This is a genomic window from Bartonella sp. OC68QHHN, assembly GCF_042193875.1.
Taxonomy (GTDB): Bacteria; Pseudomonadota; Alphaproteobacteria; order Rhizobiales; family Rhizobiaceae; genus Bartonella; species Bartonella grahamii_A.
Window position 1 is genome coordinate 1 of the sequence record NZ_JBHIME010000051.1, and the last position, 16,113, is coordinate 16,113.

13 protein-coding genes and 1 pseudogene are annotated in these 16,113 nt (G+C 38.7%); 10 read left to right on the top strand and 4 right to left on the bottom strand.

Annotated features, from left to right (window positions below):
• From ACFIJ0_RS06210 to ACFIJ0_RS06240, 7 genes and pseudogenes are all read left to right on the top strand, one after another.
• Positions 1–818 (top strand): annotated as a pseudogene (locus ACFIJ0_RS06210) (tol-pal system protein); the annotation flags it as partial.
• Positions 819–836: 18 nt separating this feature from the next.
• Entirely contained in the window at positions 837–2,324 is a 1,488-nt protein-coding gene (tilS, locus tag ACFIJ0_RS06215) for a tRNA lysidine(34) synthetase TilS (protein ID WP_375623255.1), read from the top strand.
• Positions 2,325–2,438: 114 nt separating this feature from the next.
• Complete coding sequence (gene ftsH, locus ACFIJ0_RS06220; RefSeq protein WP_375643955.1) at positions 2,439–4,589, top strand: ATP-dependent zinc metalloprotease FtsH; 2,151 nt, start codon at positions 2,439–2,441, stop codon at positions 4,587–4,589.
• A 544-nt stretch (positions 4,590–5,133) separates the two neighbouring features.
• Positions 5,134–6,507 (top strand): phosphoglucosamine mutase, encoded by a 1,374-nt coding sequence (gene glmM / locus ACFIJ0_RS06225; RefSeq protein ID WP_375623251.1) that lies wholly within the window; start codon positions 5,134–5,136, stop codon positions 6,505–6,507.
• A 49-nt stretch (positions 6,508–6,556) separates the two neighbouring features.
• Entirely contained in the window at positions 6,557–6,769 is a 213-nt protein-coding gene (locus tag ACFIJ0_RS06230; RefSeq protein WP_375643956.1) for a hypothetical protein, read from the top strand.
• Positions 6,709–6,933, top strand: a complete 225-nt coding sequence (locus ACFIJ0_RS06235; protein WP_375623283.1) for a hypothetical protein — start codon at positions 6,709–6,711, stop codon at positions 6,931–6,933. Before ACFIJ0_RS06230 ends, ACFIJ0_RS06235 begins: the two co-directional genes overlap by 61 nt.
• A gap of 158 nt (positions 6,934–7,091) precedes the next feature.
• A complete protein-coding gene (locus ACFIJ0_RS06240; RefSeq protein ID WP_375623247.1) occupies positions 7,092–7,337 on the top strand; it encodes a hypothetical protein in 246 nt (81 codons plus the stop codon).
• On the opposite strand, the gene ACFIJ0_RS06245 is transcribed toward ACFIJ0_RS06240, so the two are convergent.
• Positions 7,329–7,772: a hypothetical protein gene (locus ACFIJ0_RS06245; protein WP_375623245.1), complete on the bottom strand. Its 444-nt coding sequence runs from the start codon at positions 7,770–7,772 to the stop codon at positions 7,329–7,331. The genes ACFIJ0_RS06240 and ACFIJ0_RS06245 overlap by 9 nt on opposite strands.
• 3 nt (positions 7,773–7,775) lie before the next feature.
• Positions 7,776–8,114 carry a YqjD family protein gene (locus ACFIJ0_RS06250; RefSeq protein WP_375623244.1) on the bottom strand — a complete coding sequence of 113 codons (339 nt, stop codon included), beginning with the start codon at positions 8,112–8,114 and terminating at the stop codon, positions 7,776–7,778.
• A gap of 997 nt (positions 8,115–9,111) precedes the next feature.
• Here ACFIJ0_RS06250 and ACFIJ0_RS06255 point away from each other — a divergent pair.
• A complete protein-coding gene (locus tag ACFIJ0_RS06255; protein WP_375623242.1) occupies positions 9,112–9,996 on the top strand; it encodes a MotA/TolQ/ExbB proton channel family protein in 885 nt (294 codons plus the stop codon).
• Complete coding sequence (locus ACFIJ0_RS06260; protein WP_375623240.1) at positions 9,993–10,574, top strand: biopolymer transporter ExbD; 582 nt, start codon at positions 9,993–9,995, stop codon at positions 10,572–10,574. Before ACFIJ0_RS06255 ends, ACFIJ0_RS06260 begins: the two co-directional genes overlap by 4 nt.
• An 838-nt stretch (positions 10,575–11,412) precedes the next feature.
• On the opposite strand, the gene dut is transcribed toward ACFIJ0_RS06260, so the two are convergent.
• Together dut and ACFIJ0_RS06270 are read right to left on the bottom strand one after the other, a co-directional pair.
• Positions 11,413–11,943 carry a dUTP diphosphatase gene (gene dut, locus ACFIJ0_RS06265; RefSeq protein ID WP_375623187.1) on the bottom strand — a complete coding sequence of 177 codons (531 nt, stop codon included), beginning with the start codon at positions 11,941–11,943 and terminating at the stop codon, positions 11,413–11,415.
• Between the two features lie 229 nt (positions 11,944–12,172).
• Entirely contained in the window at positions 12,173–12,982 is an 810-nt protein-coding gene (locus ACFIJ0_RS06270; protein WP_375623189.1) for a VIT1/CCC1 transporter family protein, read from the bottom strand.
• A 1,056-nt stretch (positions 12,983–14,038) separates the two neighbouring features.
• On the opposite strand from ACFIJ0_RS06270, the gene ACFIJ0_RS06275 reads away from it, so the two are divergent.
• Positions 14,039–14,689 (top strand): hypothetical protein, encoded by a 651-nt coding sequence (locus ACFIJ0_RS06275; RefSeq protein WP_375623191.1) that lies wholly within the window; start codon positions 14,039–14,041, stop codon positions 14,687–14,689.
• The last annotated feature ends 1,424 nt before the right edge of the window (positions 14,690–16,113 follow it).

Sequence of the window (16,113 nt, forward strand, 5' to 3'; positions counted from 1 at the left end):
CTATTGATAAGGCTGTCGATGCAGTGAAGAAGGCACCTGAAGCAGCCGATAAAGCAGCTTCTGGAGCGGTGGAAAAAGCCATTAGTGTTGCGGAGCACCAGGGGATTATTTTAGAGAATCAACAGGTTTTATTTAAAGATTATGATTTAGATAAGCTTTTGCATAAGATACAAATGGTGCTTGAGCATAACAATCTAGAAAATGTTAACAAGCAGTTTCACAGGCTTTTTGATAAAAAAGCCGCTTCTGTTTATTCTTGTTCGTTTGAAAAGTCCGCTGTGGATGAAAAATCTCAGACTGTAAAAGAAGAGATGGAGCAGGAGCATAATACAGGTGATCAGGCAAAGGTTGCTGCTGTGGAAGCTACGGTGGAGAGCCATGATTATGAAAAAAGTCAACATTTTAACAAAGCGCATGAAGTAAGTGCTCCAATTGAAGCACATCAGAGTGACAATCTTTCTTCTTCTAAAGCTTTATATAAGGAAGGGTATGATTTTATTCGCTCTGCCAACTATGTTGATGCTGAACAAAGCTTTTGCGCTTTTCAAAATCGTTACAAAAAAGATTCTTTGAGTGATGATGCTTTATTTTGGTTGGCTGAATCTTTGTTGGGACAAGAACGCTATCATGAAGCAGCACAAGTTTATCTTACCGCATGGTATGCAGATAAAAAGAAGCTTTATACCTCCGATATTTTGCTGAAATTAGCAAGAAGTATGGTCGCTCTTGAGCCAAATAAAGACAGTTGTGCTCATTTTGTGAAAAAGTCAAAACATCAAAAAACATTAGAGTCTATTTTTTGTAAACCTGCAAAATAAATAGCGAGGTCGTTTTCGGTGTGCGTTAGACTGGCAAGAAATCTCTTTAAAACATCGGATTTTATTCAGTGTCAGAAGTTGATTCTTGCCGTCTCAGGGGGAAGTGATTCTCTGGCTTTGATGTTTTTGGTCAAAGAGCATTTGGAAACTCTCTCAGTTTCTCCAGAAATAATTGTTGTCACAGTTGATCATCAATTGCGTAAAGAATCAACGCGTGAAGTAGAAACTGTTGCAAAAATTTGTCGAGTCCATCACATTAGCCATATCACTGTGCGGTGGGAAGGCGAAAAACCAAAGACGCACATTGCTTCCAGTGCTCGTGTTGCACGCTATGATCTCTTGGTTAAAGAAGCACAAAAACAAGGCGCATCAGTTATTATGACGGGCCATACACTCAATGATCAGGTTGAAACCTATCAAATGCGGTATCAACGTCTCCAAAAGAATAGAGGTGCGTTGCACGGTGAAGCTGGTGCCATGCGTGATGAGGTTTATGCCAGTGGTTTTGCCGGTGCTTTGCGCGGTGAAGCCGAGGATATACATGATGAGGATCATGCCAGAGAAACGAGAAAAAATATTGCCGAAAAAAACTATGGTCCCCTATATGAGCGTGGTTTGTCCTGTATTCCGCGTGAGGCGTTGTTACATAGAAAAGTGCGTTTGATTCGTCCGCTCCTTGGTGTAAAACGCCAAACATTACGGGATTATTTACGTTTACAAGGACAAACATGGATTGATGATCCAACCAATGAAGATCGCAGTTTTGAACGTGTGCGCGTGCGTCAATCTCTTTCTGCGCAAAAATTGGCTTATATTGCTCAAAAAATAAATGAAGCTGCATTGCAGCGTCGTCAACAAGCGAAAAATATTGCTGATTTGATTTTAGCGCTGGATATTACTGTTCAACATGGGCGTTGTTTTATAGCAAAGCCTGCGCTATTTTTACAGAGACATTCCGGTTTTCCTTTCGTGGTGGGGCTTTTTGCGGTGCTGATGGGAGGGGGATTTTATTTGCTTCCCAATCAAAAATTAAGCATGCTTGTTCAAAAACTCTGTTTCGATTCTCCAGAAAAGAAGCGTTTTACTTATGCGGGCTCTGTTATTGAATATAACAAGTACGGAATTTCTTTGTGGCGTGAAGGGCGCAATATGAAAGAGGCTATCGTTGAGCCAGATAAAACTTTTATATGGGATGGGCGCTATCGGATCACAAATCATGGATCTGAGGCTATAAAGATTGGAGCCGCAAATTTAGAACAGCTGAAATTTTTATTGAAAAATAGCGATTTTGAGCTTGAAAAGCCTCATTTTCCCTCTTTACAATCGCTGCTGATGATTTCAAATCACAAAGGGTATGATATTCCAGAGTTGATTTCTCAAGCAGTTGCTCATAAACATGTTATAATCAAGCGGATTATGGCACCTTTCGATTGGCTTTCCTCACGAGAAGATGCTGCCTTGGTAAATGTTGTGGAACCTTTTTTTAATATTGAGGTGAAAAGATAAAGGAAAATTACTCTAAAAGAAAATAAACAGCTTCTCATCCCTTGGCAAGGGGCTGACAAGGTTATATGTTAGGGGGAACTGTTTGAAATCTATATTTGATTAAGTGGGCTGAATATGAATTCCAATTACCGCTCTCTCCTTATTTGGGGAGTTATTGCCTTGATTTTGATTGTGTCGTTTTCTCTCTTTAATGGAGATAGTCAGCGTTCTGGTGGTGGAGAGGTCTCCTATTCTGAATTTTTGCAAAAAGTTGAGAATAATGAGTTGAAATCTGTGACCATTCAAGGTCAAAAATTAACAGGACAAACCATTGAACATAGAACCATTTCAACCTATGCTCCTCGTGATCCAGGTTTGATACAAAAATTGGAAAGCAAAAACGTCAATGTTAAAGCTGTTCCTGAAAGCTCTGGAAATAGCATTTTCCTCAATCTCCTTTTTTCTTTATTGCCTGTTATTATTATCGTGGGGGCGTGGGTCTTTTTTATGCGGCAAATGCAGAATGGATCACGCGGTGCAATGGGATTTGGGAAATCAAAAGCAAAATTGCTTAATGAAGCGCAAGGACGTGTTACCTTTAAAGATGTCGCTGGCGTTGAAGAAGCAAAGCAAGATCTTCAAGAGATTGTTGAATTTTTACGTGAACCACAAAAATTTCAACGCTTAGGGGGGCGTATTCCACGCGGTGTTTTGCTTGTTGGTCCTCCAGGAACCGGTAAAACTTTGCTAGCACGTTCTGTGGCAGGTGAAGCCAATGTGCCATTCTTTACCATTTCAGGGTCTGATTTTGTTGAAATGTTTGTTGGTGTTGGGGCGAGCCGTGTGCGCGATATGTTCGAACAGGCTAAAAAAAATGCACCTTGTATTATCTTTATCGATGAAATCGATGCTGTTGGACGCCATCGGGGGGCTGGACTTGGTGGTGGAAACGATGAACGTGAACAGACCTTAAATCAGCTGCTTGTTGAAATGGATGGGTTTGAACCCAATGAAAGTATTATTCTTATTGCCGCAACAAACCGTCCCGATGTGCTTGATCCCGCTTTGTTAAGACCAGGGCGTTTCGACCGACAAGTTGTTGTGCCAAACCCTGATGTTTCTGGGCGTGAACAAATTTTGAAAGTGCATGTGCGCAATGTGCCTTTAGCGCCTAACGTTGACTTAAAAATTTTAGCAAGGGGGACACCAGGATTTTCCGGTGCGGACCTGATGAATCTGGTAAATGAGGCTGCTCTTATGGCTGCGAGCCGTAATAAGAGAGTTGTCACGATGCAAGAATTCGAAGATGCCAAAGATAAGGTGATGATGGGGGCTGAACGTCGTTCAACTGCTATGACACAAGAGGAAAAAGAACTCACTGCTTATCACGAAGCAGGACATGCTATTGTGGCTCTTAATGTGCCGGTTGCTGATCCTGTCCACAAAGCAACAATCGTTCCAAGGGGAAGAGCATTGGGAATGGTGATGCAATTGCCTGAAGGCGATCGCTATTCCATGAGTTATCGGTGGATGATTTCTCGTTTGGCTATTATGATGGGTGGACGTGTGGCTGAAGAATTAAAGTTTGGAAAGGAAAATATCACATCCGGTGCTTCTTCTGATATTGAGCAAGCAACTAAATTAGCACGCGCAATGATCACACGGTGGGGATTTTCTGATCTGCTTGGAAATGTAGCTTATGGCGATAACCAAGATGAAGTCTTTTTGGGTCATTCTGTTGCGCGAACACAAAATGTTTCTGAAGAAACAGCGCGCATGATTGATATGGAAGTGCGTAAGCTTATTGATGATGCCTATAAAAATGCAACAGAAATTTTGAAAACAAAAAGAAAAGAATGGTTTGCTTTAGCACAAGGCTTGTTGGAATATGAGACTTTAACGGGAGCTGAAATTAACGAAGTTATTGCAGGAAAGCCTCCTTCACGCACGCAGAAAGATGAGAGTGCTGCGCCACGGGGGTCTTCTGTTCCCAAAACTGGAAAAATGAAGACAGAGACACCAGTGGCAGATGAAAAAAACGCTAAAATAGCGCTTCATAAAGCAGAGACCAATAAACTAGAGGCAGACAAAGCAGAGGCAGTTGTTGGGAAAAAAACAGCAAAATCCGGTAATGTTGAGCCTAAGGAGGTTCAGTCTAAAGAAGGGCAGTCGGATGGGACTGAAAAAAAAGCGCAAAGCACAAAAGGTACCACAAAATCAGTCAACCGCTCTAAAAGGAATGCTGAAAAGAAGTCCAATACTGCGGGAGATGATAAAGAAAAATAAGAACTGTTTAATAACGCTTGAGTAACGATGTTTTAGGAAAACTTCTAGATTCTTTGAGAAAGGCGCAAGCAAAGCTTGCGCCTTTAATGTAATATTTGCAAAAATATGGAAGCAAAAAATTAAGCAAAGTCGTTGTATTATGACGGCTTTAGCAGGCTACAAGGCGAGGTGGTATTTTTCTTTACGGATTTAGCAAGGTGTGAGGTTGGTGATAGATTTCCTTGTGGATTTTGTAAGGTTTGAGGTTTGGTGCTGGGTTTCTTTATGGATTTGGCAAGTGTGTAAGATTATCCTTTGGTTGTGTTCAAGGGATGTGTCAAGCCTTTTGAGGAGATAATATTGCTTTTATGTGTGAGGGTGTAAACATAATTGCTTGAGAGTGGTTTAGATGTGTAGTTGGTGAATAGGGTTTTTGATTATCTAAATGCATGAAGGTTTAGATCAATAATCTGATTTTATATGGGGAGGGGGACTATTGTACCAAGGGGGATGTTAGGGTTTTAAGAAAAGCCAAGGGAACGATTATATATTAAAGGAAAGAGGCATGGTGCAAAAATATTTTGGTACAGATGGAATTCGGGGGAAAGCCAATTCATTTCCTATGACACCCGATTTTGCCATGAAGGTGGGAATGGCTGTAGGGGTTTTATTCCGCTCACAACATCAATCACATCGTGTGGTGATTGGCAAGGATACACGATTATCTGGCTATATGTTGGAAAACGCTTTGGTTTCAGGATTGACTGCTGCGGGGATGGAAGCTTTTTTATTGGGGCCAGTGCCAACACCTGCTGTTGCAATGCTTTGTCGCTCTTTAAGAGCGGATCTTGGGGTGATGATTTCTGCTTCTCATAATCCGTTCTATGATAATGGAATTAAACTTTTTGGTCCTGATGGTTTTAAACTTTCAGATGATATGGAGGCGAAAATTGAAAAATTGATCGATACAGATCTTTCAAAGTCTTTAGCAAGTTCTGCCGAAATTGGTTATGCAAAACGGGTTGAGGGGGATATTTATCGTTATATTGAATATGCTAAACGAACTTTGCCGCGTGATGTTCGCTTAGATGCTTTGCGTATCGTTGTGGATTGTGCCAATGGGGCTGCTTATAAAGCTGCTCCCCGTGCTTTATGGGAGTTGGGGGCTGAGGTTTTTGCTATTCATGATGAGCCCAATGGTACCAATATTAATCAAAAATGTGGATCAACCGATTTAAGCTCTTTAAAACGAAAAGTGCATGAAGTGCGTGCTGATGTGGGGATTGCTCTTGATGGAGATGGAGATCGTGTTCTCATTGTTGATGAAAAAGCACAAACGGTTGATGGAGATCAGTTGATTGCTGTAATTGCTGAAAATTGGCATAAAATGGGACAATTACGGTGCAATGGTGTTGTCACAACGATTATGTCAAATCTTGGACTGGAGCGTTTTTTGAACAGTAAAGGGTTGCACCTTGTAAGGACAAATGTTGGAGATCGTTATGTTGTCGATGCCATGCGCCAAAAGGGATATAATGTTGGTGGTGAAGCTTCTGGGCATATTGTGTTGAGTGATTTTGGTACAACGGGTGATGGGTTGGTGGCTGCATTGCAGATTTTAGCCTGTATGAAGGAAAGTCAAAGCCCTATGAGCCAATTGTGTAAGCGGTTTGAACCTGTACCGCAAATTTTAAAAAATGTAACGATTAAAAATAAAAATGTACTGAAAAAAAATCCAGTCAAAGCGGCAATCGATAAAGCAACGCAACAATTGGGAAAAGAAGCACGGCTGGTGATCCGTGCTTCTGGAACTGAGCCGGTTATCCGCCTGATGGCTGAAGGCGATGCACGAGAAGTATTGGACACTGTCGTGGCAGAGTTGATGGATGTTATTATCCATCATGATGTACGTATGGGTACTGCACTTGAGGAATCTTGAATTTTTTGAGAAAATTATCAGATTATCTTTTGATAAAGGTCTTATTGTAATGCGGGATTTTGGCAATTACAAAAGGTATGTTTTTAACTATGTTAGTGATGTAATAACGGTTTGTGGGATTGAACTTAGTATTCTAATTGCACGTTATCAGAACTTCAACATTCGATTTTTACGATTAAAGAAGAAAAAAATCATCATGATATGGTTGTTAGAAAATTTTGTGGCGTTTATCGTCAATTATGGCTTCGTATTGAAGACATAAAATTTATACCGATTGCTTCACGGTTTTTAGGTCGTATGAATAAAATTAAGGCTGTTCTTGGTTCTGCGTTTAAAGCGTTTACTGTTAAGTTGAAAAAAGCTATTAGGCTTATAAATTGGCTTTTAAATCGTTTATTTTTACAAAAATATTATGCACATACATAATACAACCCCTAAAAAAAGCAGTAATTGTAACAAAAATGAGTGTTCAGAAGAATTTGAATACACTCAAAATACTAACATGATCTTCGGTCATGTAAAAAAGGCTTATGAAAAAATAGAGAAAGGCAGAAACGGCACATCATTTCCTTCAAAAAACAACATTGCTTCAAATCAAACCAGAACTTTTAACTGAAGCATTGCCTCATGTTGCTATGTTCATGAAACATGGATTGCGATCTGAAAGAGATTTAATCGGATCCATGGAGTTTTTAGCGAAAATGAAGGGGATTTCTTCTCATGCCGCTGAAGAAGCTAAAGAGACTATGAGAAAAAATGTGCTTTCTTTTGCTATAAAAGAAAGCACATTGGGGGGGATTAGAGTGACAGCTTTACATATTTTACTCTGAAAAGCGGTCTTTTTTATCTTTTTTCCACAGAAAATAAGTTGCAAGTCCGAGAATGGGAACACTCAATTTGGCAAAAGGGAGATGTTGACTGAGAGCGGCAAGGCTGGAAACGGTCGCATCTGTCATTAGTTTGTGGCGTTGTTCTTCTGTCTTTTTTTGTTGGTCATAGCGTTGATAAGCCTTGAGAACCCGACTGATAATAAGACCTAATCCTGCAAGAGAAAGACAAATTAAAAACATGATACTAGCGGCGGCAAGAGGCTTCATAACAGAACATAACGCAATAAAAATGATGATACATAAAAAAAGCAAAGACATGAAGAATGAAATGCCAATAAACCCACAGCAAATTGCTTGAAGGCGTACTTGCTTGACAGTGCTTTTAAGCCCTCCACCGACAAGATGGTTTAAAAGAGGAGCGATAAACTTATGCATTGCTTAACGACGCAGTAATTGAGAAAGAATAAAACCAACCCCTGCGGCAAACAAAACGCTTTTGCCAGGATTTTTGCGAACGCATTGATTCATGGTTTGTTCAAAATCACTGATTTTGTCTTTTGCTTGAGACATCATGTCTTCACCACTTTCTTTCGCTGAGTGGTATAGTTTTTCGGCTTTGTCTTTGGCGGCGTTAAATTTATTTCCACCAAGATCTGTCAGGGTTGAGGTAATCCCTGAAATTTCATTGCGTAACTTTTCTAATTGCCCTTGTAGGTCTTTTTGTTGGTCTTTTTCTACGGCTGTTTTATCGTGCTGTGTTGTTTTATTCTGGGACATGATATTCTCTCCATCTCTTGATTTATTATATTTGTATTGGTGTGTTCATAGTGATCATTTGCATTGGAGTGAAAATTTTCACTGCTTGAGTAACGCCAAAAGCTTTTTTTGGTTCCTTTCATTTTGTTGAATTTACAACTGTTTTTGATAAAATAGATCTTTCCTATACGATATACTCTGTCCGTTAAGGATCACATCTGTTGAAAATTGTCTTATGCTTTACAGGAATTTAGCACCATTATTCAGTTTCTCGTGGCGCAGTTTTTCTCATAAAAGTTTTTTTTAAAGCGTGTTGAGGCTTATTTTTTAGGCTTGTGACAGATAAAAAACATGGTTGTTATGATTTTGCAGCAGAAGTAATGTCATTTTTATGCTTTTGAAGAAAAGAAAATAATATCGCTGTTCTTTGCTCTCTATGTATTTGGCGACTAAACGAGCACTCCCATTATACTGTTGGTCAGTTTAAGATATTGCGATAGTTCTTTTTTAAAAAAGCTATATTTTTATTTTGGGATAAAAGGGACTTCAGTGCACTGGTTGTTAGAGATGTGTGTATCCTTTTCTTCAAGAGTTTTATGACATTTTTACTGCTTATTCCATGCAAGCAAATATTTTGTTGGATTTAAAAGAGCCGCTGAAATGAGAGAAGCTTTGCGATATGAGGGATTCATTTAACAGGAACGATGATAAATTATTCTTATAAATTAAAATATTATATGCGATATTTCTTATGAGTCTATCATTTTGCCTAATTTATGTAATAAATTGATTGGGTAAGATAAACTTTCTGAATTGTTAGAGAAAAATTTCTTGAGTGATTTCTTTAGAATAAGAGGGAGCTTGTGGAATAAAACTACACTTTATTTATCAAGTTTTCTTTCTTAAGAGGAATGCGAAAATGACGTTAAAAGGGTAGTAGCATTGTGGAACAGTGATGCTATGCGGGGTGACGATCCAGCTCATAAAAAAGATAAAACCAGAAGAATGTGAGATAGAAATGGAATCTGAAACAATACCTTTAGATAATATGTCTGCTGTATTGACAGCGCATGATTTTTCTCCTTTTTCTATGTTTATGGCTGCTGATTGGGTAGTGAAAGCTGTTATCATTATTTTGTTACTTGCTTCTCTGATGTCTTGGACAATTGCTTTTGTGAAAATTATTGAGATCACTTTGGCAAAACGAAGAGTACGTCATGAACTTCAATTAGTTCTTAATGCTCAGACTCTTACGCGTTTGGCAGCTAGCTTGAAAGAAAGTAAAGGGGCTGGTGAGTTTTTTCTCAAAGAAGTCCTTAAGGAGGTGTATCTTTCTACACAACAGGTTCATTTTTCTGCTCCTGAAGGGATAAACGAAAGCTCTGGTGAAAGAACCAGTCCAAGAAAAAGGGCACAAACGCTTGAAGACATTCTCTTTTATGAGAAGAGCAATCAATATGAAGATGTTTCCCGCGATGTTCGCGATGTTAAGGCTCGCGATGTTCATGAAGGTTTAAAAGAAAGAGTTCATTCACTTTTGTCACGCTGCTTGCTGGCTGCTACACGCCGTGTTGCATGTGGAAGCGCTGTTCTTGCAACCATTGGTGCAATTGCTCCTTTTGTTGGTCTTTTTGCAACTGTTTGGGGAATTATGAATTCTTTTATTGGGATTGCTCAGTCTCAAACAACGCGACTTGATGTGGTTGCTCCTGGAATTGCTGAAGCCTTATTCGCAACGGCTATTGGGCTTTTTGTAGCTATTCCTGCCGTTGTTATGTATAATAGCCTTATGCGTGCTTTGAATGGTTATCGTAATGATTTAGGCGATATCGCTGCTGCTCTTGAAAGGCTCTTGAGCCGTGAACTTGATAAACAAAGACAACAGAAAAGTCATAAAAAATGAAAGCAAGCCTCAATAATGATTGGGATACAGACGAGAGTGGGTTGCAAAGCGAAATCAATGTGACCCCTTTTATTGATGTTGTATTGGTATTGCTTATTGTTTTTATGGTTTCAGCACCTTTGGCGACATCTGTTATTTCCGTTCAGCTTCCTTCTATAACTCAAGCACTTGCAGTGGTTCAGTCTGATGAACCTCTTTATGTTACTTTGCAAAAAGATCGTTCTCTTTACATTGGTAATCATCTTGTAGAACAAGCAGCTTTGAGAGAAGCTTTGTTGAAGGAAACTACGCAAAATTTAGAGACAAAAATTTTAATCAAAGCGGATAGTGAAATTGATTATGGTACTGTCATCGATTTATTAAATCAAATACGCATGGCTGGATATAATAAAATCGGTCTTGTGGGATTGCAAAACTCTACCAATCTTACTTCAAGAGGTGTGATCAATAATAAAATAACAGGGGTAGCGGACGCTGCTGTCGATGGAGCGGGTGGTAATGTTGTGGGGCATGTGGATGCCGTAACAACGGGCACTGCGGTAAACGCTAATATTTCAGGAGCTGCCTCTGACCAGTGATAAAAAACAGCCTTTGTTGCAGGAAGCAAAGCGTATTACTCAAAGTCGTAGAGTGAAATTGATGAGGGTTCTGTCGTGGATTTATTAAACCCAATACGCATGGGGTTCATATATTGAATCTGTTTTGTAGGATTAAGCTCTACTAATCTTGCCTCAAGAGATGCGATCTAGAGAAATAGCAGGGGCAATTGTTGTATGTCTTAATACATCTTAAAGCACTTTTTGCGACAGTGTTTATCAATAGTATAACGGTAAACCTCCTGTAAAATAATAAAAAATCTATCGAACATCACCATCTTTATACTTAACAAAAGAGCAAGCGAACACTATTATAGTATTTATATTTTTTCCCAATGTTGCGACAGTGCTTAGTACAAGTATTCATTATAGGCATTTTTCCAGTTTTTATCTATATGCTAGTCATGTTTGGAACGTGAGAGACATGCTTTTGATTGATTTAATATAAATAGATTTGCAATGAAAGAATTTTACAGTCTTGAGATTTTTCATTTAAGTTGCAAGACAATTAATTATTATTATAAATCAATATGATATATAGATTGTAGTCATTACAAACGGTGTGTGAACTCTTAATGGTTAATGCCAATGTTTTTATTATGGGAGAGGGGTATCCGGTGGGTGATAACGAAGTTTTTTATAGCGCAAGAAACGTAATTGAGAGATGATTGTTTAGAGGGGCGGGCGTTTAGTGAAAGAACTTTGAGAGTGGTAAATGCACACTCCTTCGGCACTTTAAAAGCCCAAGGGGTTTTAAGTGAAAGAGTGGTTAGAATCAGCGTGTGTTATATTTTGAGAGTAGCGATTTTTTCAGAGCTTCTTAAGTGTGCCCTGTTGAACCAAAACCTCCTGTTCCACGGCTTTCGTTATGGCTTTGGGTATTTTGCTCTGGTTCAATGGCGCAAACATTAACTTGAGATACAGGGGCGATGACCGTTTGGGCAATGCGCATTCCCCGTTGGATAGAAAAGTCTTCTTGGCCCAAATTGATAAGAAGGACTTTGACTTCACCACGGTAGTCACTATCAATCGTTCCTGGAGTGTTGAGGCATGTGATGCCGTGTTTTAAGGCTAAGCCAGAGCGTGGACGTATTTGTGCTTCAAACCCAAGAGATAAATGAAAAATGAGACCTGTTGGAATAAGTGCCCGCTGCCCAGGGGCAAGAATAAGCGTTTCTTCTTCTCCAATTGCTGCACGTAGATCAAGACCAGCAGAACCAGCCGTTGCGTAGTGAGGAAGTTCTAAACCTTGTCCGTGTGCAAGACGCTGAACAAATAAAGTCTGGGCATGTGAAGATTGAGAAGAGACAGGATGGTTGTTTAGAGGAGCGTTGGTTTCAGTGTGCGACATGATCAAGGCATTTCCAAAATATGAGGTCTAGAAGAAAATGATACTTTAACAAAAGATATCCATAAAACCAAGTCGATAAAGGTTTGTTGATCCAGGTTGTCCCCAGAGCTTCATGATCTAGAGTATTCCAAAACTCCATCTAACACTATCAATAGCATCATCAATGATGGCTTATACTTAGGGACATGCGCTTATTTGAGATCTAAATTATGGTTACAGATAAGATTTTTTAGATACTACCGATAAGAATACCTGTGGCAAAAACCAGAGCACCACCAATGATGACCTGTAAAGAGGCACGCCAAAAGGGAGTTGACATGAATTTGTTTTGGATCCAGACGATGGCGCCGAGTTCGAAAAAAACAATGATAAAGGCAATAATTGTCGCTACATAAAAAGAGTTGATCAAATAGGGAAGAGTATGGCCTAATCCTCCCAATGTTGTCATAATGCCGCTGGCAAGACCTCTTTTTAATGGCGAACCACGCCCTGATAATTTGCCGTCATCGTGGGCTGCTTCTGTGAAACCCATCGAAAGTCCCGCACCAATTGAAGCTGAGAGCCCTATCAAAAAAGTTTGATGCGTGTCTCCCGTGGCAAAAGCTGCCGCAAAAATGGGGGCAAGGGTGGAGACAGAGCCATCCATTAACCCTGCAAGACCTGGTTGAATCCAAGTCAAAAGTGTTTGTCTTTGCGCTTTCGAAGTTTTTTTTATGGTGTGATTTGTTGCTGTTGTTTTTTGGGAGGGATGGCGGCTCTTGCCTTTCACAAGAGAAGTTCTGTCACATAATGAACCGATAGTGTTTGCACGATTATGGCAAGAAAGGCACAAAAGTTGCTTATAATTTTTAAGCTCTTGAAGCCCCATGGCGGTAAAAACCGCAGCCTCCTTAGAGGAATAAGGCTCTAGAGCTTTTGCATATTTTAAATAGAGCGCCGCATGTTGCTCTTTTACTTTGAGCGCTTTAAGCATCACGTTTTGTGCTGAACGAAAGGACAGAGCTTTACGTTGTACAAATGAAAAAAACAATTTCAGCATTTTCTGTTCCTTTGCACTTTAGAATAATTCTAAAACATAAGAAAAATAAATCGAAAGTCAATCTAAAAGTTAAAAACTGAAAAATTGCAAAAAGGTTGCACTGAGAAAAAAGAATGCTGGGAAGTCAAGAAAGCAAAGGAGATTTATCAAGAAGAATGGTCACATGAAAAAAATGATTGCGTGAAAAAATTTAAGAGATAATGTGCTTTATTTTGTTACAGGGATGTTTCAATGGAGTATTTCAATGTATTGAAGCTCGAGAATGTAGGGAAAGGAATAAGCTAGCACCATCATTCATTTTACGCTTTCAAAATACTGTAACAGCTCTTGGAATTTGAAATGATTCTTTGAAGGAGAATTTTTATCAAGGGATAAAAGCCCATTTCGCGAGGGGGGTCGTGAAGAGTATAGAAGGGTAGAGCGGCAAAATTTCCATGAAATAATATAAACTCTATTGAGTCTTCTTAATCTTTACGCTTCATAAAAGTGCAAGCCGGCATCATCATACACCTTAAGCTCCCAGTGTTGCGACAGTCTTTAGGACGGTTCATTATAGGCATGGCATTTTATTGTACAGTTTTACACCACGCATTCCGCTTGTGGAGGGGGCAGCGCCAGTATTCTTATGATATTTACGCGCATTTAGCGTTGTTACAGCTTTTGTATTTAGGTGGATTTGTTAGCATGTAACGAATTATCTTTTTGTGTTGTAATTGCAGGGGCAGGTTTAAGGGTGGGAGTGCATAAATGAGAGAGAGAGATTATTATATCAAATTGTTTGAGATTACGCATAAAAATTTACCCTTTATGAAGGGGCATTAATCGCCTTGTAACTTGCCTGATATCTTGCATGAAAGCCCCAAATTCAGTATGATTCTCTTTTTTAATAACGATCTCATATCAAAATCATTTATTTTCATATCATGAGGAAGATGGCTCATTTTGAAGAATGGGATAAGTTATAGCGTGAAAGGGTATAATAATCTCTATCTTTCAAAAAAAGTAGTTTTGATGTAAAAAAAAGAGCTAAATTGTGCAGATAAAAAGGGAGCATATATGGAAAATAGTGATGGTTTGAAATTATGGCAACTTTCTGAAAAACTCACAATATCACAGTCCGCATTGTTAATAGCCGGATTGAATCCAGGAAAGTATTGGTTTGTCAACAAATTAGAACCAGAAAAAAGTGATATTTACGAAGATTGTGTTCTTTTATCATTAGAAAATACTGCTAATTTCCGTGCAGCCTATCATGCTATCGTTCAAGCGGGAAAAAGCAATCGATTAGAGATAGAATGGTCGTACTATAATTTTTTGGATTTTATAGATGCAGATTCCTCATATGTTCTCGTTGAAGATTTGAAAAAATGGCTTTTATGGCGTAATAAACGATTTTCATTTTTTTTCCCTGAGGATGATTCTGCTGAGACTAAGGATCAAAACTATGCGTTTCAAGATCCAACGCATCCACCTTATGCTCCAAAGCTTGCTGCTATTGTTGCGGCATGGGAAGCGGTGAGAGAGGCTGAACCAAATAAAAGTGTTAAACAGACGCTTATAAAATGGCTACAAAAAAATGCTTCTCAATATAATTTATTAAATGAAAAGAGCAATAAGCTCAAAAAAGATGTGATTGAACAGCTCGCAAGTGTTGCTAATTGGGAACCTACCGGAGGGGCGCCAAAAACAACAGCCAGCTCTCTTTGATTAAAAGAAAAAGAGATTAAAAAGAGTGATAATTCTGTTTGTTTTAATTTTCTTTCTGTTTCAGAAAGCCCCCTCTGGGGGAGGTTTAAGATATCTTCCCCTATAGCTTAGTATATTGTTTTTAAATAATAAAACAATATTTCCATTTTTCAAATGTTTTTATCGTTATAATTGAAGATGAGAAAGAGTAAAATAAGAGTGAAATCTCTCCTATAGTTTTCGTAACTTACCTCTCTATTTTTGTTTGATTTTTTTTGTCATTTTGCAATCCGTCATAAATTTAAGGAGTGCGATATGATTAAAGTTAATCTTTTTTTTTACTATGCGTAAAAGTGTGAAAATTTTTCGAGGAAATGTACGGATATTTGGCAATGTGTTGCGGATGAGGTGGTACATAAATCGTTTAGAGTAGGTTTATTATCGCGTTGGCTAAAATTTGAAATGATCACTGTTATTCAAATAGTCGAAGTTGAGCGTCGTGCATTTCTTGCGTAAAGAAATCTTGCCATCTATGAGCGGGTGAGAGTTTTTCTTAAGAAATTTGCACAATAGTGAAACCAGTTAGCAAAACCCGTTCTGTGACGCAACAAAAAGGATGTCATAAATGATTATCTTATCATAAATATGCTCTAAGAATAACCGGTGTGTGGCGAAAGTCTATGGCGTAGTCGCTATAGATTTTTGCTCCGTGTGTGATGATCAATACTCTTGTTTATCTCTTGTCAATGCAAGTGCCAATGAAAGTGATGGATGTCTATTGCTCCATTGTGATGCTTGGTTGTTCATGTTTAGAAATGACAAGTGTATTGAACGCAATAGGGCTGATAGAAGGGAGAACACATCCTGTAAAAAATAGGTGTGTTTTAAAATAAAGCTGATAAACGGAATTATTTTTTTATCTACCTTTTATATGGTGAGAAAACAGGTATTCAAAGCGCAAGCATAAGCAATTCAGCAGTAAATCCCAAAATAGCTTAACATAGATCGTTTCTCGGAAAGGAGGAAAAAAAGTCTATCTGCAAAAGCTATGTTAGGTCGTGTGATCGGTGAAATAATGCGGTTAGGGCAATAAACGATTGTTATTGGTGAAGAGATAGAAATTGGTTGGGTGTTGATTTCTGGTTTATTACAGAATTTTCTTTGTTATCTCGTAAAATACTATCATTTGAGGTATGGTAATATAAAACAAAGCTTTTTTGAAACGCTTAAGTGTTTTTTTCAGTGTGTGGTGAATGTTCTTAAGTTTGTTGAGCCTTAGATTTAAGTGAATTATGTATCAGTGACTCTACCCCAGTGGAGGAAAGCCACTAAAATTCAAACTCTTGATAGATCGACATTGGTTAAGAATCTCCGTTTTTAAAAGGGCGAGGAGGAAGTCAATTTGATAATTGGTTAAGAAGATTTTGGGATCTTGGTTGTTATCA